We start from the raw sequence: 24,780 nt of genomic DNA, 5'->3' as shown, positions 1-24,780 counted from the left end.
AGCGAAGATTAAAGAGAGCGTCAAAACGGCAGAGGGGTTGCAGACAAGTCCCGGCCTATACGGCATCCACACGACCCCTTGCACAGCGGTTGTCTGACTACACGTAAGCAAGCAGGCGTGGCGGGGCAAGTCGCCTCTGCACCCTCTCCTGCCCCCAGAGGACGTGATGATGACGACATCCGTACGGACGCCTCGCGCGGCACCCCACTGCAGCGGCGAAGTGATGCAAGCGCGCTTCAAGGTCGCTCCTTGCCCCAATGACGCCCCGCCCCGTGCCGAGGACGCATACCGGGTGGGAATCATGCGCCGGATCGCCGCCGCACGACTCAGGTACTGCGGACTGGCCTCAATGACGGACGACGTCATGATCATCGTCTCCGAGCTCCTGACCAATGCCGTCCTGCACAGCGGCAGCCAGGACATCAGCCTTGTCATCACGGTCCAGGGCGGCTTCCTGCGCGTCACCGTCACGGACGGAATGCCGGGCACCGCCACCCGCCGGCAAGGGGGCACTCACAGCGAATCAGGGCGCGGCCTCCACCTCGTCCAGGCCATCGCGGAGGTAAACAACGGGACGTGGGGCACCGACAACGCCGGCGCCACCACCTGGTGCACTCTGGCCGTTTCGGCACAGGAACGACCATGACACCGACCGCCACCATGCCCACCCGATCCGCGCAGGCCTGGGCATCACGCCTGGATGCCACAGCGCTGAGCGCGCTGCTGGGGAAGATGCGACAGTGGGGGACTTTCGACGGTGACGCGCCCCTCGAGGACATCTGTGACGCCCTCGACGATGTGCCACCTCGCAAGGACAACCTCGCCGTCCTTGCCCAACGGCTCCACGAGCACCTGATACAGCTGGCCGACATCGCCGCCGCATCCCCAGCCAGCCACAAAGGCTCGAGCGATAACCCGCTGGCTGGCCAGCACGCAATTCCGCGCACAGGAACTGCCGGAAGACGTCAGGCAGGCCGTCGAGCGCCTGCGCCGCATGGCCTGGACCGTCAACGAGCTCCTCGATCAACTGGCCGCGGCAAGCGACTCAACGAAGCGACATGACCGCTCCCCCACTCATCTCCTACAGCCTGTCGCAGACGAGAAAGACGAACCGATCCATGCACTCCGTGAGCGAGCCGGGCCTCATTCCCTTCATCACCCACCGGGAAGGTGAACAGGCCGCACCGGACAACCTGCTCATCCTCCAGCACGGACCCGGCAACTACCGGCTCCACTACCGTGACGAGGACGTAAGGGACCGGGACCTGCGCGGGGTGCTGTGGGCGCGCTGCGCCTTCAATGCGGTCGACGAGCGTGGGATGCCAACGGGCGCGCCGTTATGGAAACTCATGCATCCCTACCGGCAGATGATGACGATGCAGGCGCTGCGCTGCCAGGTGTGTACCCGACATGCACGCACTCCACTCGGTTTCATCTTCCTCGCCGGGCCGGGCGACCACGACCCCACCCAGCCGCAGATCCTCACCAACCAGCCCCCCGTCTGCCCACGACATGCCCGTACGGCTGCCGCGCTGTGCCCGCACCTGGAGGCGAAGCCGATGGTTTTCCTGGCCACCAGCGCCCCGTTGTACGGGGTGACCGGCACCCTCTACGGCCTGAACGGTGACGGCGTCCACGTGGTGGCCAAGCCCGACCAGCCCCTGCCCTACGGCCACCCCAATCTGACGACCTTCCTCGCCTCCCAGCTCATCCGCCGGCTCAGCAGCTTCCGCGTCCTCGACCTCAACACGCTGCAACGAGAGCTGGCAGAGGCACAAACCCCTGCCTGACAATCCCAAGGCCATCGGGCAGGCCTGAGCGTCCGGCGCGGGAAACCCCCCGCCTACCCCGCCCCGCGCCGGACTCGCACCACGTGACATGCGATCGATGGGAGAGGACCGTGACGACAGCACGAGACCGTGAGGCGTTGCCTCGTGCACCCTGCCAAGGCCGTAGCCCCACGCCCTGGTGGGTGAGCCACTACCGAGGACGTCTGCTTTGGAAGCTCCTCTCGGACCACTCGGGCGGACATACCGGGAAGACCGTGCAGGCCGTCCTGTCGGCGTCCTCGAGCGACCCAGTTGGCCCCGACGGACCTTGACTGAACCGGCCCCACCACCCCCAACCTCGCCGAGGCTCCCCATGCCCGATTCATCAGTGACCAGTGGTGCGCCCACCCGCCGCGGAGTCCGTACGGCGCCCCCCAATGGCATGCATCTCATCCTCAGCCCGGTCGGTGCCGATTCCGATTTGCGGGCAGCACTGGAGGACTTGAAGCTGGGCCGCTACGCGGCCGCCCGCGACCTGCTGCACCGGACAGGCTCCAACTGGTCGCTCCTCGCCAGCCGCAGCCAGCTCCTGGCGGCAGACGCGGGCCTGCGCGGCATCCTCAAGATGTGGCGGGATGAGGAACCGGCCAACCAGTACGCGTCCATGCTGTGGGCTCGCGCGCTCACCCAGGGAGCGACCGACCTCGCCCGCAGGGGCCAAAGCCTCAGCGTGATGGGCCGCGCCGCCTCGATGGCGCAGCAGGAATGGAAGAGGGCGGCTGACCTGTGGCCGCAGTCTCCGGAACCGTGGTGCGGCCGCCTCCAGCTGAGCCGACTGCCGTTCGATCCGATCCTTTTAGACCCCTTACGGCGCAGCCGTCCCCTGCCCTGGGACCGGCTGAACGACCCCACGATGCATTTCCCCGGGCCCTGGCCCCTTCTGGCTGAGGCCAATGTGCGTCACCCCGGCAGCCGGGACGGCCACCACCGCATGCGCGAGCATTTCCTGTACCGCGCCGGCGCCGGTGTCTCTCTCCAGTACGCGCAGTGGCTCGTCTCCGGCCGCCTGGAGAATCCCGAGCTGCTGATGCTGCCGCTGTACGCGCTGATGGACCTCTACCGGGCTCAGCACGGCAAAGGCCAGAGCGGTGCACTCCAGTTCTGGCAGACAGCCCAGGTAGCCCACTACGCCACCAGGGCCTACGAGGAGTGGTTCGCCCATGTCCCGCCGACCGAGTACTGCTGGGTGTCGCACTGGGACCTGAACCACCTGGCGCACGCCCTGGTGGCCTGCGGACAAACCGCGCGGGCGGCGAAGGTGTTTCGCGCTCTGGGCCCCTACGCGACGCCGCAGCCGTGGAAGGACGTCAACGACAGCCTCGGCCGCTCCAAAGAGTGGGCGGACGAGTTCCTGCGCATCCGAACCGCTGTCCTCGATAGGGCCGTGTCCGCATGACCATCCGCGCACCGCCTCACCGCTCCCGCATCTGACCTTCACTCCACACCACCCCCACCCCGCCCCTTCTCGTCCCTTCCTGTCTGGAACGAGGTTTCTGGTGTCTCACAGAAGTGCCAGTCCGCATGTGCTGGATGACGATGACGTCCTGGCCGCCCTCGGGATCAAGCCGGAGCTGTCCCGCAAGATGGGCTCCTTCGGGAACTTCGCGATCAGCTTCTCGGTCATCTGCATCCTGGCCGGCGGCATGTCGTTATTCGGATTCGGCCTCGGCCACGGCGGACCGGTCGTCATGCTCGGCAGCTGGGCCGTGATCGGCGGCATGACGCTGCTGGTGGGCATGTCGCTGGCCGACGTGGTCTCCGCCTACCCCACCTCCGGCGGCCCCTACTTCATGGCCGAGAAACTCGGCGGCAGACGGTGGGGCTGGTACACCGGCTGGCTGAACCTGCTCGGCCTGCTCGGCGCGATCGCCGGCATCGACTACGGAGCCGCGGCCTTCATCGGCGCCTTCGCACAGCTCCAGTGGGACATCACCCCCACCACTACCGGCACCCTGCTGATATTCGGGGCCATCCTCCTCCTGCACGGACTGCTCAACTCAGCCGGCGTGCGCCGAGTCAACGTCCTGAACTCGATCTCGGTGTGGTGGCAGCTCCTGGGCGTAACGGCCATCGTCGGCGCCCTCATGCTCGCCCCGGCCCCACACCAGTCCGCTGCTTTCGTGTTCACGCACTTCCACAACGACACCGGCTTCACCAGCCCCGTCTACGTGGCCGTCGTCGGTTCTCTGCTGGCCGGCTACACGTTCTGCGGCTACGACGCCAGCTCCCACGTGGCCGAAGAGACCACCGACGCCTCCACCTCCGCCCCCAAGGGCATCGTCCGCTCCATCTGGGTCTCCTGGCTGGCCGGGTTCGTCCTGCTGGCCGGCATGCTCTTCGCGATCCAGGACTACGCCGGAACCCAGAACACCGCGACCGGCGTGCCGCCCGCACAGATCTTCCTCGACGTCCTCGGCGCCCAAGGCGCTAAGGCACTCCTCCTGGTCGTCATCATCGCGATGCTGTTCTGCGGCAACGCCGAGGTAGCCGCGGGCAGCCGCATGGTCTACGCGTTCTCCCGCAGCCGCGCCCTGCCCGGCTGGCAGAGCTGGCGTCAGGTCAACGCGAGGACGAAGACCCCCACCCGAGCCGTCTGGCTCTGCACCGCGGTCCCGTTCATCCTCGCCCTGCCTGCCCTGTGGTCTCCGGCCGCCTACGGCGCAATCACAGCGATCAACGCAGTCGGCATGGTCCCCGCCTACGGCATCCCCGTCTTCCTCGCCCTGCGCAAGGGCCGCCACTACCAGCCCGGGGCCTGGTCCCTGGGGCGGTGGCGGCGGCCCATCGGCGTCATCGCCATCACCTACGTCGTAATCATCACCGTGGTGTTCTGCCTGCCGCAGACCGCGCCGATCACCGCCCAATCCTTCAACTACGCCAGCCTGAGCCTTCTGGTAGCTCTCCTGCTGGCCGCAATCACCTGGATGACCCGCGGCAAACGCGACTACCAGCTCACCGCAGCCCACGCCGCTCTGCCCAGTGAGGCCGTCGGATTCACCGGAGGCTACTGATGACCACAGCACCCACCACCCCCGTCGAAGGCCCCCGGCCCCGGCGCACGCTCTCCATGAAAACGCTCCATACCCTGGTCGAGGAGCGAACCATCTCCCAGATCATGCTCGCCGCACCGGACATGCAAGGACGCCTGAAGGGCAAAATCTTCGACGCCCGCAACTTCCTGGAACGCATGCTGCCCGGAGCCGACATGTGCGCCTACCTCCTGGCCACCGACGTCGACATGGCGCCGCTCGACGGCTTCGACCTCACCGGCTGGGAGCAAGGGCGGTTTCCATCAGTGGTTGCGAATCACCTGGTCAATGGGCCTGTGAGGCATTCTTGCATGGCCTCGGCCGGGGTCTTGTCCCCGAGGACGATGCGGGGTCGGTGGTTGAGTTGGCGGGCGACGGCGCGAAGGTCTTGTGCGGTGTGGACTGACAGATCGGTGCCTTTGGGAAAGTACTGCCGCAGCAGGCCGTTCATGTTCTCGTTGGTGCCGCGCTGCCAGGGCGAGTGAGGGTCGCAGAAGTAGATCCGGAAGCCGGTGAGGGCCTCGATGTCCTCGTGGAGCGTCAGTTCGCGCCCCTGGTCCCAGGTGAGGGTTCTCTTCATCTGGGGCGGGATATGCGCGGTCTGCGTGATCAGCGCGTTGCGCACCTGCGGGGCCTTCCAGCCGCCGGGCAGGTGGATCAGGTGAACGTAACGGGTGGTGCGCTCGACCAGGGTGCCGATCGCCGAGCCCTGTCCGCGGCCGATGATGAGGTCTCCCTCCCAATGCCCGGGAGATCTGCGGTCGTTGACCTCAACGGGGCGCCGGTGGATCAGCGTCATGTTCTTGATCTTGTTCAGGGTGGGCACGCCGCGACGCTGCTTCTTGCGTCGGGTTCGGCCGGTGCGGAGCTTGGCGTCGCGCCGGCCGAGGAGGCCGGCAAACAGGGCCCGGTAGATCGTCTCCGGGCATGCCCGCATCGATGTGTCGTGGGCGTGTTCGCGGGCCAGGTGACGCGAGATCTGCTGAGGAGACCACTTCTCAGTGAGCTTCTCGCGCACGAACGTCCGCAGCGGCTCGCCGACCCGGATCTTCTCCTCTTTGGGACGCCTGCGACGCAGGAGGGCGCGATTGTGGGCCCACCAGGGGTTGTAGCGGCCGTCCGGCTTGCTGTTGCGCTCGATCTCCCGGTAGACGCTCTGAAAGCTCTTCCCGATCGAGGCCGCGATCCGCTTCACGCTCTGATCGGAGTGCAGGCCGTCGGCGATCGCGATGCGGTCGTCCTGGGTGAGGAAGCGCGGCGATATCGGGCCGGGGTCAGCAATGATCATGCTCCCAGCATCGATGAACCACAACGAACCGCAGCTCGTGGACACCCCGACCTGGCGGGCGGCAGCCGCACCTCGATACCCCGCGTGCAGCAGCTCGAAGTACCTCTTCTTCACCGCAGTCGGCACTCTGTTGGGGGCGTACCTCGGCATGCAAACACTCTCCTTCCGGAGCGTTCGCAACAACCAATAGAACTCAAGGTGTTTACCCCGTTTTGTTCGTCGATGCCATCAACGTCAAGATCAGGGTTCTGTCAACGATCTTGTGATCCGGACGGTCGAGTACCCCACGCCGCCCAGGTCGCCAAGGCCGTACGCCACCGCACCGACACCAAGACCGGCAAGCAGAGCCGGGAAACGGTCTACGTGATCACCGACCTGACCAGCCGCCAAGCGTCTCCCGAACGGATCGCAACGATCTTGAGGGCGCACTGGGTGATCGAAAACAGGCTCCACTTCGTCCGCGACACCGCCTTCCGCGAAGACGCCTCCAAGATCCGCACCGGGCACAGCCCGGAGAACATGGCCACCCTCCGCAGCTTCGCCATCAACCAACTCCGCGACGCCGGCCACACCAACATCGCCGCCGGACTCCGCACCACAGCCCTCCGCCCCTACGAGCGGCCACTGGCCCTACTCGGCCTCAACTGACCTGCGCGACACACGATCGAAGGACTTTGCAATCGCCCTGGACACCGACCCCTTGATCAGGTGGGGCCCAGGGCTGTTCCAAAATCCTGCCCCGCCACCACCTGAACCCTCCCCGCCTGCCGCATCCATCAGGACACCGACGCCGGAGAGTCAACTCGACCTGCCCGGGCACTACTTCATTTTCGGATCAGATCCAGAAAACCCTGACAGTTCACGCTATCGAGTATCGGCTGCTCTAGTCAGGGGGCGCTGCCTGAGCTGAGGGTAGTCAGCGGAACGGGGGGTGCCAGAATCTTTGGATCCCCCACCTGACCTGCTTTCGAAGGCGCAAGGAGCATTTGGTGTTGTCAACTAGCGATCGGCTTACCATCGCCGCCCTTCTGCTGGCCAGTCTCGCGGCCCTGACGGCCTGCACTACCGACGAAGAGACAGGCAAGGCGGCCAGTAAGTCCTCCGCGAGCACATCAACCAAAGCCGGTCGAGATAACGGCAAGGCATCCCCGTCGGCACCCACTAAGGGCTCCGAAGGAACGGGTTCCTCCGGCGGGTCGAAGGGCACCACGGACGGCAGCAGCAACGGCGCGCCCGGCCCAGACGAATACAGCGATGGCGATGGATACGGAAACGGCGCACCTGGCCCAGACGAATACAGCGATGGCGATGGATACGGACAGCACGCCATGCTGTGCGACAAGCAGAAGTTGAAGGCCAGTCTCGACGGTCTCTCCGAAGCGGGAACCAGAGGCAAGGGCAGGTTCATGGTGGAGAACACGTCGTCCAAGGACTGCGTGTTGCCGAAGGTCTTGGACGCCACGTTCGGCGCCGCCGGAAATGATTTGCCCGTCAAGAGCACTACGGACGCCGCCCAGGCCCCCATCACCCTCAAGCCTCACGCAACGGCGACAGCACTACTCTGGTACACAGTAGACGCGTCCAAGCCGTCCCTTGAAAGCGCGCAGCTCAATTTTGACGAGTTTGGCTACCTCGCGGTGGAAAAGTGGGGCGAAGCTATATACATGGGAGGAACAACCGCCAAGGTCGGTGCCTTCACCTCGTGATCTGGAGCTAGCCTCGCCGCTTCGGTTGGGATGAGGCCGGGAGGGCGATTCACAAGCCCCGGTTTGTGTTCCCGTCCTTCATCAACAGCAACGGCCTTACTCTGCAGTCTGACGAGCCCTCACACAAGTCGGCTACTCAGGGCGGGGTCGTTGGGCTGGCAGGCTACCCTCCCGCTGACCGTCGCCCCATACCGCCGTGAACGGACTGTGCACCGGCAAGACCCCACCCCCCTGAAGTCGACGAACGCTGTGATCAGTCAGCGACTGGAACAGTACCCATAGTGCCGTCGCTGCCGATCGGGCGGTGCACTGGGGGTCGGGACGGACATGTCCCTCCTGATCCTCTCAAGGGGCGCGCCTGCCTCTCGCCAAAGTGTCAGGGCGCGCCCCTTGTCTTGTGTGGGCCACTCGTTTCTACGGCACGACACCGACAAATGAGAAGCCCAATTCCGCTTCTCCTGAGTCGAGTTGACATCAGCCCAGCAATGTTTCACGTTAAGTGAGTGTTCGAAATCTCTGGCCAGGTGATCTGCTCAGCTGGAGAAGATGGTCTGGCTTCATCGGGATTTCGTAGGGTGGCAGGGGCGCGTGCTCGCCTTGTTTCCAGCGCCACGATCAGCCGTTTTCCATGCCAGCTCCGCTAAAAGACCGAGTGAATGAGATGACATCGATCGCAGTGACTGGGCATGCGAACCTCACGGAGGTGAGCAAGCCTCTGATCAGAGAAGCCCTGGTGTCTAGGCTCCTCCGATACCCAGCCTTGGAGTTGGCTGGTATATCTTGCCTGGCCGCAGGTGCGGACAGGGTCTTCGCGGATGCCGTTTTGGCCGTGGGAGGACGGTTAATCGCGGTGATCCCCTCGTGGGACTACCGGGAACGCATGGTGGATCCGAGTCATGCCGATGACTTTGATCGCCTGTGCCAGGCGGCCGCTGAAATCAAGGTGATGCCGTACCGGCGGACCACGCATGATGCCTATGTTGCCGCCAACCGTGTGCTCCTGGGTCGTGCCGAGTTGCTGATGGCCGTGTGGGACGGCATCCAGGGTGGGCGCGGTGGGACGGCGGATGTCGTAGCCACAGCCCAGGCCTACGGGCTCCCTGTGGAGATCGTCTGGCCGGCCGGTGCTGCGCGAGGGCGGCCATGGCTCATTCGCCCTTGAGGAGAGCTGGGCGAGCTGCTCGTCCAGGGTGAAGTGGCCGGTGTCGACCGCGGCCTCCAGCCAGTCCGCGGCACCGCGGACCTTCGCGATCCCGCCGCGGATCGTCTCGCGCTCGTCGTTGGTGAACTCCTGGTCGCGCATCCGCGGGACGAGCCGGCCCAGGGTGGCGACATACTGGTGGCAGGAGCCGACCAGGTCCAAGTATTCGAGGGTGTGCTCGATCCTGCGGACCGCCGGGATACGGTCGCGGATCTTCTCCCGGGTCTCTTCGCTGTTGTCGAACTGGGCCCGGTTGACCGTGAAGCGGGTGTCGTCGTTGCGCATGGCCTGCCGCGCGACGCGGGGCCGTTGCAGCAGCTCGGAGGTGACGTGCGTGGCCACCTCGTCATCGCGGGTCAGCTCCTTCACCACGCGGACCCGGTCAGCGGCCGGCAGCGCGGCCGCGGTCTCCGGACGGCTCAGCAGACTGGCCGTGACCTTCACGGCGACCTCGTCGTCGCGGGTCAGATCCCTGACCGCCCGGACCTTCTCCTCGACCGTCACCGGCCGGTCGACCTGCTGCCCGACCAGGCGTTTCGCCCCGTCCGTGGTCCACTGTTTCTTGTTGGCCCGAGGGTTGAACGGGGCGTCCTCGATGGCGGCCCACCGCTCGGCCTCGTCCGGAATCGACGCAAGGATCTTGTGGACGGTGAACGGCACTCCGTCCTTGCGCCTGCCGGCCGGCCAGCGCGACGCGGTCCACCGCCAGTCCGTCACCGTGGCCAGGGCCACCCCGATGTCGTCGGCGAACATCTGCAGCGGCTCCTCGACCGTGAACAGCTCCTCGGTGCCCTTGGCCACCGATCCGCCCACCGGCCTTATCGGTTCGATCTCCACAGCCTTGTCCCCGAGAGCGAACTGGGTCTTCGCGACCTGCGCGACCAGTTCCCTCGCTTCGGCCACCAGCTGTTCGTAACGCGTCCGTGACACGCTCCCGACCCGCTCCGACATACCGCCTCCACCCTCTTCATCCCGGGCAGGGCCACCCACCGGACAGCGGCCGCACGACAACACATCAGCCCAGGTCACGACCAGAGTGGAGCCCCGCTTTCCCCAGCGGCAGGCGCGAGGGAGGCGCGCGATGCGCGACGACGAGGCCGTTACCCCTCTGCGGAACCTGTGGTCCTGCCGGGACGGAAGCAGCGTTCGCCTATGACGTCACCGTGACGGAATCCCGTGGCACCCTGCCCCTCTAGGCCCGAGTGCGACACCGCGACGAACAGAACACCGCCGATCGCCGATGTTCAACCCCCACCGTCCATCCCCGGCCGCAGACCGGACACACCGCATCGTCCCCACGCTGCATCGCCGCCACCCGTCGGCGAGCCTGATCCAGCACCCGCCACCGCCGTGACCTGCACCTACCCGAACAGAACACCGCTGTCGCCAGCTTCGCCGGCGACAGCGGCACCCCACACTCCCGGCAATACCTTCGAACCACCCCACCAGACGCCATACCGCCCAGCATCCCGATCACCGGAACGTAGGGCCAGAGATCTCAGACAGACACTGAGCTTGTTCTTTATCTACCAAGACCTTCCCGGCTTGCCGATGGCTTTGAGGCTCTCGGGGCGTTTGACGGTCTTGCCGACGTCGTAGCGGGGTGCCCGGTGTCTGTTCTTGGCGCCGGGTGGTCGTCCGGGGCCGGTGCCTCGGGGTTTGGGAACACGGGTCGGGCAGGCGAGGTAGGCGCGAATGTTCCTGAACCCCCGGCGGACCCGGGCCGGGGTGAGCCGGTCGGAGGTGGCGGGTTTCTCCCACGGCCGGCGGAGGTCTTCGGCGAGGGGCCGGGCGAGCCGGAGCTGGGTGTGAGCGACGATCAGGATCCAGGTCCAGCGGTCCGCCGCCTCGGGAGTACGCAGTTTCGGAGTGGTCCAGCCGAGGGTCTGCTTCGCGAATCGGAAGGTGTGCTCCAGGTCGAAGCGGCGGAGGAATGCCTGCCAGAAGCGGTCCACGTCTTCCGGGGTGGCGCCCGTCTTGGAGGACCATAACCATACCGGCGGGGCATCGCGGTCCTTGGACAGATGCTCGACTTTCAACCGGATCAACGTCCCCTCGACCAGGGGAAGTTCACCGTCGTGGTCGAGCCATGAGGAGCGGTGGGTGAGCCGTGGGTGGACCCGGTCCCAGGCCTGGGTTTCGGCCTTGCCGTAGTTGGTGGTGTCAGTGACCGTGGTGATCGCGGGCTCGGGCCAGGTTTCCGGCCTGGTGAAGCGGAATTCCGGGCCGTGCTTGGGTGGCCGCCCGCCCTTCGGGTCGTGGACGCGAGGCGGCTTCGGCAGGCGCATGACGCGGTCGGAACGGACCCGGCCGACCAGCTCGACGGGCAGGTCGCGCAGGACCCAGCACGATATCCGGGCCCCCGACCTGCCACTGGCCTGCGGCGATGAGCCGTTCGATGACACCCCGCAGCTGGGAGGCCGTGACCGCGGTCGCGTCGTCCGCCGGGCCGAGCCGGACCGCGTCCAGGATCGCGGTCCAGGACGTGGCACCCGGCTCCAGGACGGCCACGAAGGAATAGGGCCAGCCCGGAATGAACTGCGATGCCGTCTTCGCGCGGCCATAGACGTGACAGAACAGCCGGTCGGCTGAGCACGGCGCGTCCGAGCGGAGCCACGGCGACACATCGACCGCCAAGACCAGGCGCCCGCCGTCGAAACGCGGCAAGGGCAGCCCTGCCAGCAGCGTCCGAAGCCGGTCGACGTCGATCCGGCCGCGGTTCAAGCCTCCGTACATCGCTCCGTGCCCGCGCCGATGCTCGGGCAGAAGGGTCAAGTCCACCGCGGACTTCACCGCACCATCGGCACACAGCACCGCGTCCACCAACTCGAACAGTTCGTCGCGCCGAGCGGTCAGACACTCGTAGAACTCGCCCCGGAAGCGTGACGCTTCCGCGAACGCTTCCCTGCGGACAGCATCAGGCAGCAGACTCATCCTCACGGCCTTCGTCGTGGTCACGTGCACCTTGGTCGGAGCACATGATCAGACGAAGGCCGCCCCCACGTCCGACGAACCCTCAGGTGAGCGACTTAGTTCGAGACACCGTTCGGGGCCGGAAGAAAAAGAACAAGCTGAGTCCAGTTGATCTGGAGCGGCGGCGTATGCAGGCGACTGAAGCACTCAAACAAGGATGCGGTGAAGCAAGGTCGCGGAAGTACTTCGTATGCCGTGCCCAGACTGAACCTCCGGGGCCCCGTAGTGTCCCCGGCAGGGCCAGAACCTCTCCAGGCCCGTAGCGGTGGGCCAGCCGGTGGCTTCAGGTCCGTCAGGAGCAGCGTCGGCATCGGCTGTGGCACGCCGTCTCGGACGCGAAGGCCACCCGTGTGTGTGCTGGACTTCAAGGCAGGCCGGCTATCGAGGCGAGGCTCTCAAGCACAGCGACGGCCGTGAGTATCCCCTGCCCGACCCCGCGCGCGGTGAGGCTGATCTTTGGGAGTGGACACCCTGACAATGGATTTTGATGGTCCAGGGAGGTGCTCTACCCCGCTGTGGGTCCGCCAGGACGAGGCCCAGGCCGTGGGAGACTCAATGAAACCAGACCAGGGCCGAAACCCTGATCTGCCGTTCTTCCCGGATGACCGCGTATTCGATGATGACTGACTCTTCAGGGACTTCCAGCGAGTAGCGGATGCCGGAGTCGTCCATCGGATCGCCGGGCGGCTTACGGTTGGCATCGACAGCGGTGCCCGCCTCGATTCCCAGGGCATGCAAGAAATGCAGGACCATTTTGGACAGTTCCGGGGGCATATCGAGTATGACACTCGCCGGGATCTCCTCCGTCCATACCGTCCAGCCGCGCCGTGGCCGGCCGGTCATCCGACCCCCTTTTCTACCTGCTCCAACAGGTCCTCGACCGCGAACAGAGGGCGGCTGGCGCTGACCCGACTGGTCTCGGCCTCCCGGGCACGGTCGAGCATGACGGCCTTCCACCAGCGGCGCATCACGCCGGGAACCTCGTCCTCCTCAACGGTCAGTACCTCGCCGTGAAAGCGCGCACGGTCCTCGTCAGTCAGAGAGTCGCCGATGGCACTAATGGTCCGAGGGATCGCGGCAACCCGGCTGTCTGCCGGATGCTCGGGCTGCACGGACACAGAGTCCCCTTCACTGTCCAAGGCTCCAGCGCCCCACGAGTAGTCCAAGGTCTGCCCCCGCTCACCCTACAGATCACCAGGTCCCCAACCTCGATTCGTCAGCAGGACTCGGTAGCTGACCTGCTCGACAGTTCGCCCGTAATGTCCTCCGGCCGTTCGTTCTGATTCCCTCCTCTGCCGCTGGACCGGCATGCCCGACGCTCACAGCCCGGTAACCATGTCGAGAAACGGGACTCGCTGATCGAGCGCGTCGTGCTGGTACCACAGGACACTTACCTCCGCGGTAGCGGAAATCCACAGGACCGGGTCCGGGTACACCGAGAGAGCAGAGACTGAGTACGTGCTGCGCTCAGCCGCTGTCAACGGCACATGAGATCGTCCGGACCATGAACGTGGATATGCATGGGGTCCACCTGGTCGATCGGGTGATCGACCTCGATTCTTCAGCGGTGGCCATCGACTGACTGGCCTGGCGGGCTGCCCGTTTTGTCCTCTGCCGTTCGAGGACGGGCCGTCGCGTGACGCTGCGGGTGCGCCGGCCTCCACGGGGCCGGAGTCCTTCCGGTCTGCTCCTTCCTGGTCCTCGCTGGGATGGTGGCCGACCGTCAAGTGACGGCCGGGAGGTCGGTCAGCCGCTGCCAGGCCAGAGTGAACGCGTGGGCCCAGGGCCAGGTGCGTTCGATCCGCAACCACCGGCGGCGGGCGTGGTGGGCCAGGCGGGCGGGAAGGTGGTAGATCCGGAACCGCATCGTGTCGGGCTCGGCGCGCACCAGATCGTCCTGGTCGTGCAGGGCCAGGAGACGGACCCAGCAGTCCAGGTCGTGGCCGATGTTCGCGGCGAGCATCCACCCCTGGTTGACCTGCCACTTCTTGGACGGCAGGTTACGCAGGCCCATCGCCTTGTCACCACGCACGCGGTCCTCGACCGTGGCGTGGGAGCGGCTGAGGGCATCGAGCCACTGCGGCTGGTGGGAGCCGGCGATGCCCCACATGTGGCGGATGTTCGTGGCGACGATGCTGTACTTCCAGCCGGTCTTCTTCTCGAACGCGGTCAGCTTCTTGACCTGCCGCCCGGACGGTTTGACCCGGCGGACCAGCAGCCGCATCCCGTCCGGCCAGCCCGGCCGCCGGTTCAGCCCGGTCAACTCCGCGACCCCATAGCTTTCGTGGGGTGTGCCGTCCTGTTCGAGCAGCGCGTCCCAGGCTGCGGCCGGCAGTTTCACGATGGCCTGCTCGTCGTCGGCGGTGATGGTCCAGCCGGTCAGGTAGCGCACGGTGCGCCGGGCGGTGTTCAGCTTCTCCAGGTGCTCCAGCAGTTCGTGGGTGGCGCCCGCGCCGTCGACGCGGACCAGGATCTTCGCGCGGGAGCTGTCGGGGATCTGCCGAAGCGCGTCCGCGAGCACGGCGAGGTGGTCGGCGACCGTGTTCGAGCCCGCGTTGCCCTCGCGCAGCAGCATGGCCAACGACTCCTGGGTGTTGGCACACCACGCCGCGAGCGGGTGGAAGCCGAACGTCTTCTTGAAGGTGGCCGCGGCGCCCTCCTTCTTGGAGGACGCGTTGATGATCGTGGCGTCGATGTCGATCACGATCCAGCCGGTCAGCACCTTGCCGGCCACCGTCAGCCAGGGAAGCCGCCGGGACGCAGCGCGAGCACGTCCCACACCCGGCGGCGTACCCGCGCGCGGGCTTTCGCGATCCGCCCGCGCGCCCGCCGGTCGAGGTCGGCCAGCAGACGGTGCGCGGTGGAGTCCGACGCGGCCGGGCCGAAGATCGCCTGGTGGTGGGCCTGGAGTTGCCCGGCGTCGGACAGGTTCGTCGCCCCGAGCACGATCGCCGAGGCCAGGCCCAGCAGCACGTGCGTACGGTCCCGCCAGTTCGCGCTCCCGCCTGCCGGCCACAGCCGCGCAAGCGCGGCGGTCAGCCCGACCTGGTCCGCGACCCGTGCAGCAGCACCCCGGCATGCCCGACCAGCCCCTTCCCATCAGCCGTCACAGACAGCCGCCGGTCCCAGAAAGGTGCACCTGACTCTTGCGCTGATACGACCTCGACACTCGCATCCTCGCAGGCCACGGGGCACCTTTCGCTAACTCCGAGTCAGACCGGCTCGCCCGGCTGAATACCCGAGGTCGAGCAGGTGACGCAGCACGGTTGGGACACGACGGATGCGCCGGTCATTTCCGATCCGGTGCCGGTGCCAGCAGAAGTGATAGCCCGATTGCGACTGCCCGGAGACAGGTCGTTGCCGCCGAGCCTGCAGCGCTGGCTCGCCTTCGACGGCTCGTGGCTCACCGAGCTGGGCTGGCTCAAGAGCCCACAGCACCCCCTCCTGGAAGGCCAGCCGTTGGGCGAGACCACGGCGCAGATGCACGGGTTCACCGAACAGGACGGCCCATGGGTGGAAGTGTTCACCGCTTTCGAGGGGCTGCTGCCTGGGCGGTGCTTCCCCCTCGTCGGTGGCTGCGACTCCCGGCGCCTGCTGTATCCGGGGGAAGCCGACTCCACCGGTGAATACCCCATCCTGGTGACCGATATTGACGACCTGCCCTATGTCGCCGTGATGTACCCGGGACTCGATGTGTACCTGGCCGAACTCGCCGGAGTGATCGACCTGGACTTCGACGACTACACCTCGCTGACCCACCACGCCGAGTACGGCAGTCGCATGCGAGAACACGCCGACCGCACTGGACTGGGCCCCGAGGGCACAGAAATCCAGGACCGGGATTGGTCAGATAGCAGCGGCTGACCGTCTGAAACTCACCTTGGAAGAGGCGATTGCCCATTTTGAGGAAATCGGATTTCCCGGTCGGCGGGATCACTCTTCCCTGCCGGTCGGAACTGCGAACCGTGCCGCCAACGTCTATCGCGAGCACGAGCGACCATCACTGGAGGCCATTGACCATGACTTCGAAGAATTCCGGCGGCGTCGGATGCCTCCTCGCCGGCCTCGGTGCTGCTATCGCGGCGCTCGTGTGGGCGCCGCGGGCCGCGTTCAGTATCGATGGAGGGTTCGAAGGCCATGCCGTGATCTGAGCGTACTCTTCGTCGGTCTGCCGCTCATCGTGCTTGGCGGCGCTCTGGCTCCGGCCTTCGCCTGGGTGCTGACCATACGGTGGGTGCGCCGCCCCCGGGCCGCGGCACTCGCGGCCGTGGCCGCGCTCGCATTCGGGGTGTGGGGCGCTCACGGAGTGGTGGACCCCGCGCCAGCACCCGGCCCCCGGTTACGGACCCGGGATCTGACCTGGCGCCGTCTGTTGAGCCCGGGCTGCCACGGCTCGAAGCAAGCCCGGCTGCCGCATGCGTACGCGCGCACCTTGCCGGTCTGCGCTTGTGCCTTCAGCCGTTGATGCCTCCACCGTCAGGGGGACCGGCTACTGTGGCCGGACATCCTGAACGATCTTGGTGGGAGTGGTGGGCAGTGGCGGGCGAAACGCTGGCGACGGTTGTGGGGAACTTGACCGCTGATCCGGAACTCCGGTTCACAACGGCAGGAATTCCGGTGGCCGGTTTCACGGTTGCATCGACGCCGCGCACGTACGACCGTGAACGGGGCCAGTGGGTGGATGGCGAGCCGCTGTTCCTGCGGTGTTCGCTGTGGCGGCAGCCCGCCGAGAATGCTGCCGGGTCCCTGACCAAGGGCATGCGCATCATCGTCACCGGACGGCTCAAGCAGCGGACCTTCGACGACAACGAGGGACAGCGCCGCACCGTCGTCGAGATGGATGCCGAAGACGTCGCGGTCTCCCTCACGTACGCGACCGCGTCTGTCACCAAGGCCTATCGGCCCAGCGGCAGCGGAGCAGCCGCACCAGTCCCGGGTCAGCAGCCGCAACAGCCCAGCGCCGAGACGCAGCCACACCCCTTCTGAGCTTCCGGCCTCGTGAGAGGTGAACACGGGCGGCGATAATATTCCTAGGATTCGGGGGTCATCGATGGTAGGAATTTCGCGTCCTGACTCCCAGTCTCAGTAGTCGACGTCAATGAGCCTTTTTCACTTGTACGGCCTGCGGGTGAGGGTCGGCAAAGTGTTGCCGGTGGCGTGCCGAACGGGGCATCCCGTTGGTTTGGAGAGTCGCCAGACATAACCTTCACCTGCGGAGATGCCCCGTGTTCTCCTATGGTGCCGGATGCGATGTCGATCCGGAGCTCCTGGAGCTGGTCACGATGGTGATCGTGTCCTGTGAAGCCGGCCGGCGCTGCAGACTGCGTCCGTACGACCGGGCCCGGTGCACCCTGGTCTACCTGCGCAAGCACGACACCCTCGAACAGATCGCCGCAGGCTTCGGCATCAGCACGGCCACCGCCTGGCGCTACGCCCGAGATCGCCGAGTTCATCGACACCGGACACCACAACGCCAAGAGCGAGGGAATCAACCGCGTGATCAAGCTGGTCGCCCGCAACGCGTTCGGTTTCCGCAATGCCGTCAGCCAGCGCCTACGCACACGCTGCGTGACCACCCGCCGAGCCCGCGGACACCTCCGCACCGCTTAACTTCGAAGACCCCGCAAGGAACCCCTCCACCCCCGCTACGTCAAGGACGCCAGCGCCTACGAGATCAAGCACGAGGCGCGCTACCAGACCTTCGCGACCAACCATCGCCGGGGACAGATCGCCCATCTGGACGGCCGGCACCGCAAGCACGCCAGGATCGAGCCCAAGATCCGCGATCAGAAGGCGTCCGGGATCGGCCTGTTGCCCTCGCGCGAGTTGAACGTCAACGCCTCCTGGCTCACCGCCACCACCCTCGCCGCCGATCTCCGCTGCTGGTTCCAGCTCCTCGCCCTGGACGGCGAGATGGCCAGGGCCACTCCGAAGACGTTGCGCTACCGCGTCCTCCACGTGCCCGCCCGCCTCGTCCGCGGCCAGCGGAAACGACGCCTGAAACTTCCCGGCACCTGGCCCTGGGCCGGCATCATCATCCGCGCCTTCCGGCGCATCCTCGCTCTGCCGCACCCCATCTGACCAGCACAAACGATCACATCGAACGCCGAGAGGGGGCCACCAGCAGGCCCCGGGCCCGTGGAACCCGGCGTCATCCGGTACGTCAGCCGACGCGCGCCCCTGACCGGCACCGTCCCCGGACAGGAATCAACGCGACATCACGGACGCAAGATCAACCGACCGCCGCCGTGAAACAACGAGGCCAGGGCCTGCTGCGCCTTGCGGCGGCGCGAGGATGTGTCGGTGAGCGTGGCTTCCTCTTCGCTGAGGACGGTCTGGATGATGTCGACGTAGTCCGGACCGACCTTCCATACGGCCTGTCCCGGATCGAGCGCCGGGATCTTTTCGACAGGCTGCCGTTCGAGGGAGCGGGATACCGGCCCCGACCGCCTGGACGACCTGCCCGCCCAGTCCCGGCCGGTCATCGCCGACACCAGGGGTGAAGGCCTGGCGCTGTTCTGAGGGGTCGGATCGGCATTTCGTGTCGCGCCTTGGCCGCTGGCCTGGTGACAGGGGTTTCACCAGCTCTTGGAAGTCGAGGGCGGTGATTGTCTTGGCGACGAGAGAAAGGGCGCCGAGGGGGTCGCGGTAGTGGGTGGTGGGGATCTTCCTGTCCTTCAGATGAGCGATCGCACGAGTGCTGCTTTCGCGTCTGAAGGCAGCTTTTTGTTGTTGTTGGGGCTGCGGGGTTGTCCCGGTTTCTGCCGGGACAACCCTCATCTGGGGATGAACACAACAGGTTTCCCCCGCAGTGTCAGGCGCGGGTGGCTGTGGTGTTCAGCGATATCAGGCAAGCTCTGGTAGGAAGCTGACTGATCCCAGCCTTGCAGCGAGATCTTTCAGTAGTTCTCTCCCTGCCGACCACAAGGTGATATCCCAGCAGTTCGGTGACCTCTCGACCAAAAGCACCCGCTGGTCGCCGGACCGGTCGGCATACCGGAAAGTGGTCCCGGCAGGAACTTCAAACGAAGACTGCATCTGTTGGAGCTCTGTTCCGAGCGTCGTCAAATCGACCTGGGTTACTGGTAGCGCTCGACCGCTTAGGGAAAATCCGTCCGGGAATACGTCCCACAGGCGGGTGTAGATCAGATCGGAGAAGCGCGCCACATGCGGCTGCCACTGCATCTCGGGTCCCACCACATCAAAAGAAACTACCAGCGGCGGGTCATCTGCGCCGTTGAGGCGCGCGACCATGAACCACACGCCTTGATCCTCCTCCATGAACGGCAGGAGGCCGAGAGCCAACGGATCGACCCTGGAAGCTTCCTCGCCGGGCTCCGCCTCCTGGTCGCTGGCGCCACCGGGAAAACGCCAATACGGCCCCCAATACCCGAAGTCCCTTATTGGGTAGATTCGTTCCAGGCTCGATGTCGCAGCGAGGAGATCCACCAGCTTGGGGCGGGAGTACCATTCGCGGACCGCTGCAGGCAAGACAACGCCGTGCGTGGCCTCCAGCAGGTCCAAGCGATCTACGGCGGCATCAGACACATTCGCCGCTGCGCCAGCAAGGGTCAACGCTGCCGAAAAGTAACTCAACTTGCGAACGCCTCCATAAAGTGCACGGAAATGCCCCACTCGAGTAAACATTTACCCAGTCTTATTTACGAAACATGCCCTAGCTTGATCTTTAACGCCTGGCGTCGAATGACGCGTCGAACTTGATCACTCGGTCCGGTAACTGCCGTACGTGGAGGCGGCCTTCGTCTGAACATGTGCTCCGACCAAGGAACACACACATTCAGAACGAAGGCCGTGAGGATGAGTCTGCTGCATCACGACGCCCAATCGGAGGCGTTGGCACAACTGTCATGCTTCCGGGGCGAGTTCTACGCCTGTCTGACCGCTCGTTCGGACGCCTTGTTCGAGCTCGCTGATGCCATCCTGTGCGGTGACGGGCCGGTGAGGTCTCTGGCCGAGCTGTCGCTGGTGGGTGAACACCGTCGCGGTCATGGCGGGCTCTACGCGGCGGTGGCCCGTGGTCGCATCGATGCCGGCCGGCTGCGGCGGGCACTGGCCGAGGTGCAACTGCCACGGGCTGCCGACGGCCGGCTGGTCCTGGCCATCGACGTCACCTGCTGGCTGCGGCCCGACGCGCACACCTCACCGCAGCGGATCCTGTGCCACACGTACGGCCGGGGCAAGGACCACCACATCCCGGTCCCGGGCTGGCCCTACTCGATCATCTGCGCGCTGGAGCCGGGCCGCAGCTCATGGACCGCACCACTGGACGCACTGCGGCTGGCGCCCGGTGATGACACCGCCACCGTCACCGCCCGGCAACTGCGTGATCTACTGCAGCGACTGATCGCAGCGGGGCAGTGGCAGGCGGGTGACCCGGACATCCTCGTCGTCGCGGACGCCGGATACGACGCGCCCCGCCTTGGCTTTCTCCTCAAAGACCTGCCGGTCCAGGTGCTGGCCAGGATGCGATCCGACCGGGTCCTGCGCAGGGCTGTCCCACCGCGGCTGCCGCACACCCAGGGCCGGCCGCCCCGGCACGGTGGCGAGTTCGTCTTCGGACAGCCCGACACCTGGGGCACCCCGGACACCGAGGCCGTCGCCGACACCCGTCTCTACGGCACCGCCAGGGCCCGCTCCTGGGACCGCCTGCACCCCAAACTGACCCACCGTTCCTCCTGGGCCGCTGCCGACGGCACCCTCCCGATCGTCGAAGGGACGGTGATCCGCCTGGACATCGACCACCTGCCCAGCGGAGCAACCCCCAAGCCAGTCTGGCTGTGGTGGTCCGGCACCGACGCCACCCCGGCAGATGCCGACCGTCTCTGGCAGGTATACCTGCGACGCTTCGACATCGAGCACACCTTCCGCCTGTTCAAACAGACCCTCGGCTGGACCTCCCCGAAGATCCGCACCCCCGAGGCAGCCGACCGATGGACCTGGCTGATCCTCGCCGCCTACACCCAACTGCGGCTCGCCCGGCCGCTGGCGGCCGACCGACGTCGCCCCTGGGAAAGACCAACTCCGCCGGACAGACTCACCCCCGCCCGAGTCCGCCGCGACTTCCGGCACATCCGCCCCAAGGCCAGCTGCCCGGCCCAAGCACCGAAACCCACCCGTCCTGGCCCCCGACGACCACCAGGCCGAAAGAACACCCGACCCACCCCACGCCACGACGTTCACACACCCCGCAAAACACCGGCGGCGAAACAACGAACGAAGAAGTCGACCACCCCACGACCACGCCGCACAGGTTAAAGATCAAGCTAGCTTGCGCACCCGTAAAGACAAGAGCCACCGATGTCGATCCACTCGGTATCGCCGATAGACCCGCAAGTCTCTGATCAGACGATGTGATCACATTCGATCAGCAACTGCCATTCCTGGATTTCAAGGTAAGGCGCAAAGTGCTCATTGTCAGCCACGGATTTGCTTGCTGCGGGATCGCGCTCGACTATCTTCTCAAGTTCGCGCAGCGAATCGTTGGGTCTCCCCAAGATCGCCAGAGTCTCAGCATGTTTGTAGCGCACCATGAGAGCCATCGGCAATGCGGCCAACGTTCTCCCGCCGACTTCGGCAGCCTCCACATGAAGATCCAGCCTCCGCAACAGCAGAATCAGATTGAACGCCGAGCTTTCGTGGTCGTCTTCAAGCGCCAGTGCCGCGCGGTAGGACCCGAGAGCTTGTTCGTGATGCTGAAGCGCCTCATGAGCAAAAGCGAGGTTGAAGTGTGCATCAGTGAAGTCGGGATCTATTGTAATGCACTTCTCTGCGAACGATATCGCCGCCTCGTAGCTGTCTAGTGCGGCTGCTGCCTGAGATGCAAGAAAGAGAAGTGACGGATTCTCCGGCTCGGCGGCAAGCAGGGGGGTGAGCCGCTTCTGAGCCTTCGCAAATTTCTCGGAATGCAGCATCCAAACGACCTTCGCCATAGGGCTTTGCGGTGCCAGGACATCAACAACGAAGGGATCACCAGCGTACTTTGTGAATTCCCTCCGCGCTCGCTCGATCAGGTCATCGTTGAGCGCGAGCGCACTGGCCATGTCACGTACTGCGCGCCCCCGCCGTCCTAACCTCGATCGTTCATGAGTCCTTGTCGGTTTGTTGACGGGGACTCTGCGTTTGTGTGGTGGGGTCTTTTCGGGGCTGGGGCAGGCCGAGGGCCCGGCTCTCGCGTCGGATGGGCGCCGGGTTCCACTTCACCGGTGTGGTGGTGCGGGTTTGTCGGGACGGGCGATGTGGCTGGTCAACCGGGGTTCGGCAGGGCGTGGAGCCTGACGATCGCGTGGCTGATGACAGCGGTCCAGGGCCATCGGGCGGGCAGGCGGAGCCAGCGGCGACGGCCGGTGTTCACGAGCTGAGCGGCGGCGGAGAACAGCCGCAGCCGGAGCTTCTTGGGTTCCCAGCGGCGGGCCTCGCCGGTCAGCGCGAGCATCGGCATCCAGGCGAGGAGGTCGAGCGCGAGGGAGACGATCTCCAGCCAGATCTGGTTCTGGGCCGTGTCGTGCAGGGGCAGATTGCGCAGGCCGGTGGCACGGGCGCCTCGGATGCGGTCCTCGCAGCGTGCCCGTCTGCGGTGACGCAGTTCGAGGTCGGCGAGCTGGCCGCCTTTCGTGTTGGTCGCGAAGCAGGTGAGCCGGTTGCCGTCGAGGTCGGTGAAGCGCAACTGGGCGCCGGGGTGCGGGCGTTCTTTGCGGACGATCAGCCGCATGCCCGTGGGCCAGGTACTCAGGTCGGGCATGTCGGTGATCTCGGCGACCCAGGCGCCGGGCCGCTCGGTGCCGTCGGCGTCGTAGGCGGGTGTCCATGCCTTCTTCGGGATCTTCAGTACGGCCTGGTGGATGGCGTCGGTGGTGGTCATTCCGACGGAATACGACAGCCACCGGCCCCGGCGGGAGAGCCAGTCGAGGAAGGTGTGGGTGCCGCCGGCGGAGTCGGTGCGGATCAGTGTCTGCCGTCCCCGCCGCAGGTGTTTGGGCAGTTGGGCGACCCTGATGGTTAATTCGGGGTCAAGCCGCGAGGGCGAGTTCGAGGCGGGCGAGGTGGCTGGTCCTGGTCCGGTCCATGGGGTGGCCGTTCCACCAGGCGTGGAGTCGGATGAGGTTGAGAGCGACGGCCGAGTAGACGTGCTCGAGGTGCGTCCGGGCCAGGCCGCGGTAGCGGGCACGGCGGGTGCCGGTGACCGCGACGGCCTGGCGGATGGTGCCCTCGACGCCTGCTCGTCGTCGGTATTCGTGCTGCCAGTCACGGGTGGCCTGGGCGAGGCGGGCGGTGTGCTGGAGCTCGTGGAGTTGGCGGGGCAGGACGGTGAGCTGCCGGTATCCGGCCTTCGAGGTGGTGCACCGGCCCCGGGCCGGGCACGGCTGGCAGGTGGTCTTGGCGAACTTGATGACCACGGCGTCGGTGCCGCGCTGGGTGCAGGGGCTCCAGGACGAGCTGGTGCGGCCCTGCGGGCAGACGGCGTTCTGCTGTTCGAAGTCGATGGCGAACGCGGCCCGGTCGTAGCCGGCACCGGCTCTGGCCTGGGGCGAGCAGTCGCCCAACAGCGGGCTGATCAGCACGGTGCCGAAGTCCTTGAGCGAGGAGGCGACAAGCGCCGCGGAGGGATAGCCGGAGTCGACGTAGTGCTCGCCCGGAGCCAGTTTCCGGCCGGCCAGGGTCTGGTGGATCGGCTCGGTCATCGACGCGTCCGGCACGGTGGCATCGGTCGTGGCCACGTTCGTGACCAGGTTCGGGGCGCGGTTGTCGCCATCATCGTCGTCACAGGTCTCGGACAGGTGGATCTTGTATCCCAGCCAGAACAAGTCCTCGCCCTTGGCCGCCCAGCGGGCGTCGGTGTCGTACGGAGAGCCGAGACGGACTCTGGCCGGCGGGAGACCGTCCTCGTCCGCCGCCCGCCGCCGCACCTCCCGTCCTCTGGGGGTGTCGGTGACCTGGTAGTTCTGCACCAGTACGGTCCGCAAGACCTGCACCGCGGGCAGCTCGCGCAGCCATCCCGGCACGTCGGCGCGGTAGACCGCTTCCAGCAGTGTGACCGCATCCGTTCCGAACGCGACGGCCAGGTCGGCGCGCTTGGACGCGGTGACGGGCAGCCGCCAGGAATCGACCCGGGCCGCATAACGCCTGGACCATGGTTCGACGTCCACGACCGTGGCGAGCCAGCCCGGTGCCGCGGCCGCAAGCGCCTCCAGCACGGCCCGCACACTCTCACCGGCCAACTCCAGGCGGTTCATGTCCCGCACCGCGCTGATCACGTGAGTGGAGTCTGTCCGCTGCTTCCCGCCCGGCTTGACCAGGCCCTTCTCCTTCAACGCGGCCAGCAGCAGGTCCAAGGCCCGCTCCTCCAGGCCGTGCTCGACCACCCGGGTGCGGAACTCCGACAACACCGACGCGTCGAACCCCTCGTCCGCCAGGCCGAGCCCGAGCGCGTATTTCCAGGTGAGGTCCTTGCGGGCGGCATCGGCGGCCTGCCGGTCGGTGAGGTTCTCCGCCATCTGCAGCACCGTGACCAGCGCCAGCAGGCCCGGCGAGAGTGCCGGTCGGCCCCGTGCACCGAACGCACCGGAGAACTCCGTGTCCGGGAACACCTCGGGCAACTGGTCCCGGATCGCCACCGCGAGCGGCGGCTCCTTACGCGCGTATATCTTCCGCACCGCCGCAGCGATCTCCGGCGACGGTTCCGGCCACGACCGCGGCGACATCGACAAAACGAGCCCCTCCCCGGCCGGACCCTCCC

General features: G+C 66.4%; 22 protein-coding genes and 4 pseudogenes. 13 read left to right on the top strand and 13 right to left on the bottom strand.

Annotation, left to right across the window (positions count from 1 at the left end):
* Window positions 1-166 precede the first annotated feature (166 nt).
* Window positions 167-646 (top strand): ATP-binding protein, encoded by a 480-nt coding sequence (locus OG985_RS48295; protein ID WP_371674197.1) that lies wholly within the window; start codon window positions 167-169, stop codon window positions 644-646.
* A 44-nt stretch (window positions 647-690) separates the two neighbouring features.
* Here OG985_RS48295 and OG985_RS48290 read toward each other — a convergent pair whose 3' ends face one another.
* Entirely contained in the window at window positions 691-933 is a 243-nt protein-coding gene (locus OG985_RS48290; RefSeq protein ID WP_371666423.1) for a hypothetical protein, read from the bottom strand.
* A gap of 185 nt (window positions 934-1,118) precedes the next feature.
* Between OG985_RS48290 and OG985_RS48285 the strand changes: the two genes are divergently transcribed.
* From OG985_RS48285 to OG985_RS48275, 3 genes are all read left to right on the top strand, one after another.
* Window positions 1,119-1,790 (top strand): hypothetical protein, encoded by a 672-nt coding sequence (locus OG985_RS48285; RefSeq protein WP_371666424.1) that lies wholly within the window; start codon window positions 1,119-1,121, stop codon window positions 1,788-1,790.
* Window positions 1,791-2,211: 421 nt separating this feature from the next.
* Window positions 2,212-3,225, top strand: coding sequence for a hypothetical protein (locus OG985_RS48280; RefSeq protein ID WP_371666425.1), 1,014 nt, complete (start codon window positions 2,212-2,214; stop codon window positions 3,223-3,225).
* A gap of 100 nt (window positions 3,226-3,325) precedes the next feature.
* Window positions 3,326-4,840: an amino acid permease gene (locus tag OG985_RS48275; protein WP_371666426.1), complete on the top strand. Its 1,515-nt coding sequence runs from the start codon at window positions 3,326-3,328 to the stop codon at window positions 4,838-4,840.
* Between the two features lie 295 nt (window positions 4,841-5,135).
* Here OG985_RS48275 and OG985_RS48270 read toward each other — a convergent pair whose 3' ends face one another.
* On the bottom strand, window positions 5,136-6,146 hold the full coding sequence (locus OG985_RS48270) for an IS30 family transposase (RefSeq protein WP_371666460.1): 1,011 nt from the start codon (window positions 6,144-6,146) through the stop codon (window positions 5,136-5,138).
* Window positions 6,147-6,368: 222 nt separating this feature from the next.
* On the opposite strand from OG985_RS48270, the gene OG985_RS48265 reads away from it, so the two are divergent.
* Window positions 6,369-6,794, top strand: a complete 426-nt coding sequence (locus OG985_RS48265) for an ISAs1 family transposase (protein WP_371666429.1) — start codon at window positions 6,369-6,371, stop codon at window positions 6,792-6,794.
* 341 nt (window positions 6,795-7,135) lie between these two features.
* Entirely contained in the window at window positions 7,136-7,852 is a 717-nt protein-coding gene (locus OG985_RS48260) for a DUF4232 domain-containing protein (protein WP_371666430.1), read from the top strand.
* 841 nt (window positions 7,853-8,693) lie between these two features.
* Here the strand turns inward: OG985_RS48260 and OG985_RS48255 are convergent.
* The 6 genes and pseudogenes from OG985_RS48255 to OG985_RS48230 all read right to left on the bottom strand — a co-directional run bounded on the left by OG985_RS48255 (window position 8,694) and on the right by OG985_RS48230 (window position 14,999).
* Window positions 8,694-10,004: a DUF6192 family protein gene (locus tag OG985_RS48255; protein WP_371666431.1), complete on the bottom strand. Its 1,311-nt coding sequence runs from the start codon at window positions 10,002-10,004 to the stop codon at window positions 8,694-8,696.
* Between the two features lie 575 nt (window positions 10,005-10,579).
* Window positions 10,580-11,987, bottom strand: a pseudogene (locus tag OG985_RS48250) (NF041680 family putative transposase).
* 591 nt (window positions 11,988-12,578) lie between these two features.
* On the bottom strand, window positions 12,579-12,869 hold the full coding sequence (locus OG985_RS48245; protein WP_371666432.1) for a hypothetical protein: 291 nt from the start codon (window positions 12,867-12,869) through the stop codon (window positions 12,579-12,581).
* Window positions 12,866-13,144, bottom strand: coding sequence for a hypothetical protein (locus tag OG985_RS48240; RefSeq protein ID WP_371666433.1), 279 nt, complete (start codon window positions 13,142-13,144; stop codon window positions 12,866-12,868). The genes OG985_RS48245 and OG985_RS48240 overlap by 4 nt, the downstream gene beginning before the upstream one ends.
* 605 nt (window positions 13,145-13,749) lie before the next feature.
* Complete coding sequence (locus tag OG985_RS48235; protein WP_371674196.1) at window positions 13,750-14,805, bottom strand: IS1380 family transposase; 1,056 nt, start codon at window positions 14,803-14,805, stop codon at window positions 13,750-13,752.
* A complete protein-coding gene (locus OG985_RS48230) occupies window positions 14,763-14,999 on the bottom strand; it encodes a hypothetical protein (protein ID WP_371674195.1) in 237 nt (78 codons plus the stop codon). Before OG985_RS48230 ends, OG985_RS48235 begins: the two co-directional genes overlap by 43 nt.
* A 279-nt stretch (window positions 15,000-15,278) precedes the next feature.
* Here OG985_RS48230 and OG985_RS48225 point away from each other — a divergent pair, with 279 nt between their 5' ends.
* The 6 genes and pseudogenes from OG985_RS48225 (at window position 15,279) to OG985_RS48200 (ending at window position 18,107) form a co-directional block, all read left to right on the top strand.
* Window positions 15,279-15,890 carry a hypothetical protein gene (locus OG985_RS48225; RefSeq protein ID WP_371666434.1) on the top strand — a complete coding sequence of 204 codons (612 nt, stop codon included), beginning with the start codon at window positions 15,279-15,281 and terminating at the stop codon, window positions 15,888-15,890.
* A gap of 155 nt (window positions 15,891-16,045) precedes the next feature.
* A pseudogene (locus tag OG985_RS48220) lies at window positions 16,046-16,384 on the top strand (hypothetical protein).
* 178 nt (window positions 16,385-16,562) lie between these two features.
* Window positions 16,563-17,012 (top strand): single-stranded DNA-binding protein, encoded by a 450-nt coding sequence (locus tag OG985_RS48215; protein ID WP_371666435.1) that lies wholly within the window; start codon window positions 16,563-16,565, stop codon window positions 17,010-17,012.
* 296 nt (window positions 17,013-17,308) lie between these two features.
* Window positions 17,309-17,446, top strand: a pseudogene (locus OG985_RS48210) (transposase family protein); the annotation flags it as partial.
* Window positions 17,447-17,465: 19 nt separating this feature from the next.
* A complete protein-coding gene (locus OG985_RS48205; protein WP_371674201.1) occupies window positions 17,466-17,636 on the top strand; it encodes a transposase in 171 nt (56 codons plus the stop codon).
* A gap of 63 nt (window positions 17,637-17,699) precedes the next feature.
* The gene (locus OG985_RS48200) at window positions 17,700-18,107 is read left to right on the top strand and encodes a transposase (RefSeq protein WP_371674202.1); all 408 of its coding nucleotides are present in this window, start codon (window positions 17,700-17,702) and stop codon (window positions 18,105-18,107) included.
* Window positions 18,108-18,244: 137 nt separating this feature from the next.
* Here OG985_RS48200 and OG985_RS48195 read toward each other — a convergent pair whose 3' ends face one another.
* Both OG985_RS48195 and OG985_RS48190 read right to left on the bottom strand, forming a co-directional pair.
* Window positions 18,245-18,511: a hypothetical protein gene (locus OG985_RS48195; RefSeq protein WP_371666436.1), complete on the bottom strand. Its 267-nt coding sequence runs from the start codon at window positions 18,509-18,511 to the stop codon at window positions 18,245-18,247.
* Window positions 18,512-18,872: 361 nt separating this feature from the next.
* Entirely contained in the window at window positions 18,873-19,673 is an 801-nt protein-coding gene (locus tag OG985_RS48190; protein ID WP_371666437.1) for a hypothetical protein, read from the bottom strand.
* Window positions 19,674-19,844: 171 nt separating this feature from the next.
* Here OG985_RS48190 and OG985_RS48185 point away from each other — a divergent pair, with 171 nt between their 5' ends.
* Window positions 19,845-21,302, top strand: a complete 1,458-nt coding sequence (locus tag OG985_RS48185; RefSeq protein ID WP_371666438.1) for an NF041680 family putative transposase — start codon at window positions 19,845-19,847, stop codon at window positions 21,300-21,302.
* Window positions 21,303-21,388: 86 nt separating this feature from the next.
* Here OG985_RS48185 and OG985_RS48180 read toward each other — a convergent pair whose 3' ends face one another.
* From OG985_RS48180 to OG985_RS48170, 3 genes and pseudogenes are all read right to left on the bottom strand, one after another.
* Window positions 21,389-22,087, bottom strand: a complete 699-nt coding sequence (locus OG985_RS48180; RefSeq protein WP_371666439.1) for a tetratricopeptide repeat protein — start codon at window positions 22,085-22,087, stop codon at window positions 21,389-21,391.
* A gap of 203 nt (window positions 22,088-22,290) precedes the next feature.
* Window positions 22,291-23,034: pseudogene (locus tag OG985_RS48175) on the bottom strand (transposase); the annotation flags it as partial.
* A gap of 19 nt (window positions 23,035-23,053) precedes the next feature.
* Window positions 23,054-24,697, bottom strand: coding sequence for an IS1182 family transposase (locus OG985_RS48170; RefSeq protein WP_371666440.1), 1,644 nt, complete (start codon window positions 24,695-24,697; stop codon window positions 23,054-23,056).
* Between the last annotated feature and the right edge of the window lie 83 nt (window positions 24,698-24,780).

This window comes from Streptomyces sp. NBC_00289, assembly GCF_041435115.1.
GTDB lineage: Bacteria > Actinomycetota > Actinomycetes > Streptomycetales > Streptomycetaceae > Streptomyces.
Note: the sequence above shows the minus strand (reverse complement) of the source record. Positions and strands in the feature narration are given on the sequence as shown.

Excerpts from the sequence above, each read along its gene's own strand:
- OG985_RS48270 (WP_371666460.1), bottom strand. The coding sequence starts at position 6,146 with ATGATCATTGCTGACCCCGGCCCGATATCGCCGCGCTTCCTCACCCAG.
- OG985_RS48285 (WP_371666424.1), top strand. The coding sequence starts at position 1,119 with ATGCACTCCGTGAGCGAGCCGGGCCTCATTCCCTTCATCACCCACCGG.
- OG985_RS48280 (WP_371666425.1), top strand. The coding sequence starts at position 2,212 with ATGCATCTCATCCTCAGCCCGGTCGGTGCCGATTCCGATTTGCGGGCA.
- OG985_RS48295 (WP_371674197.1), top strand. The coding sequence starts at position 167 with ATGATGACGACATCCGTACGGACGCCTCGCGCGGCACCCCACTGCAGC.
- OG985_RS48185 (WP_371666438.1), top strand. The coding sequence starts at position 19,845 with ATGAGTCTGCTGCATCACGACGCCCAATCGGAGGCGTTGGCACAACTG.
- OG985_RS48255 (WP_371666431.1), bottom strand. The coding sequence starts at position 10,004 with ATGTCGGAGCGGGTCGGGAGCGTGTCACGGACGCGTTACGAACAGCTG.
- OG985_RS48190 (WP_371666437.1), bottom strand. The coding sequence starts at position 19,673 with ATGTTTACTCGAGTGGGGCATTTCCGTGCACTTTATGGAGGCGTTCGC.
- OG985_RS48195 (WP_371666436.1), bottom strand. The coding sequence starts at position 18,511 with ATGACCGGCCGGGACTGGGCGGGCAGGTCGTCCAGGCGGTCGGGGCCG.
- OG985_RS48180 (WP_371666439.1), bottom strand. The coding sequence starts at position 22,087 with ATGGCCAGTGCGCTCGCGCTCAACGATGACCTGATCGAGCGAGCGCGG.
- OG985_RS48245 (WP_371666432.1), bottom strand. The coding sequence starts at position 12,869 with ATGACCGGCCGGCCACGGCGCGGCTGGACGGTATGGACGGAGGAGATC.
- OG985_RS48265 (WP_371666429.1), top strand. The coding sequence starts at position 6,369 with ATGCCATCAACGTCAAGATCAGGGTTCTGTCAACGATCTTGTGATCCG.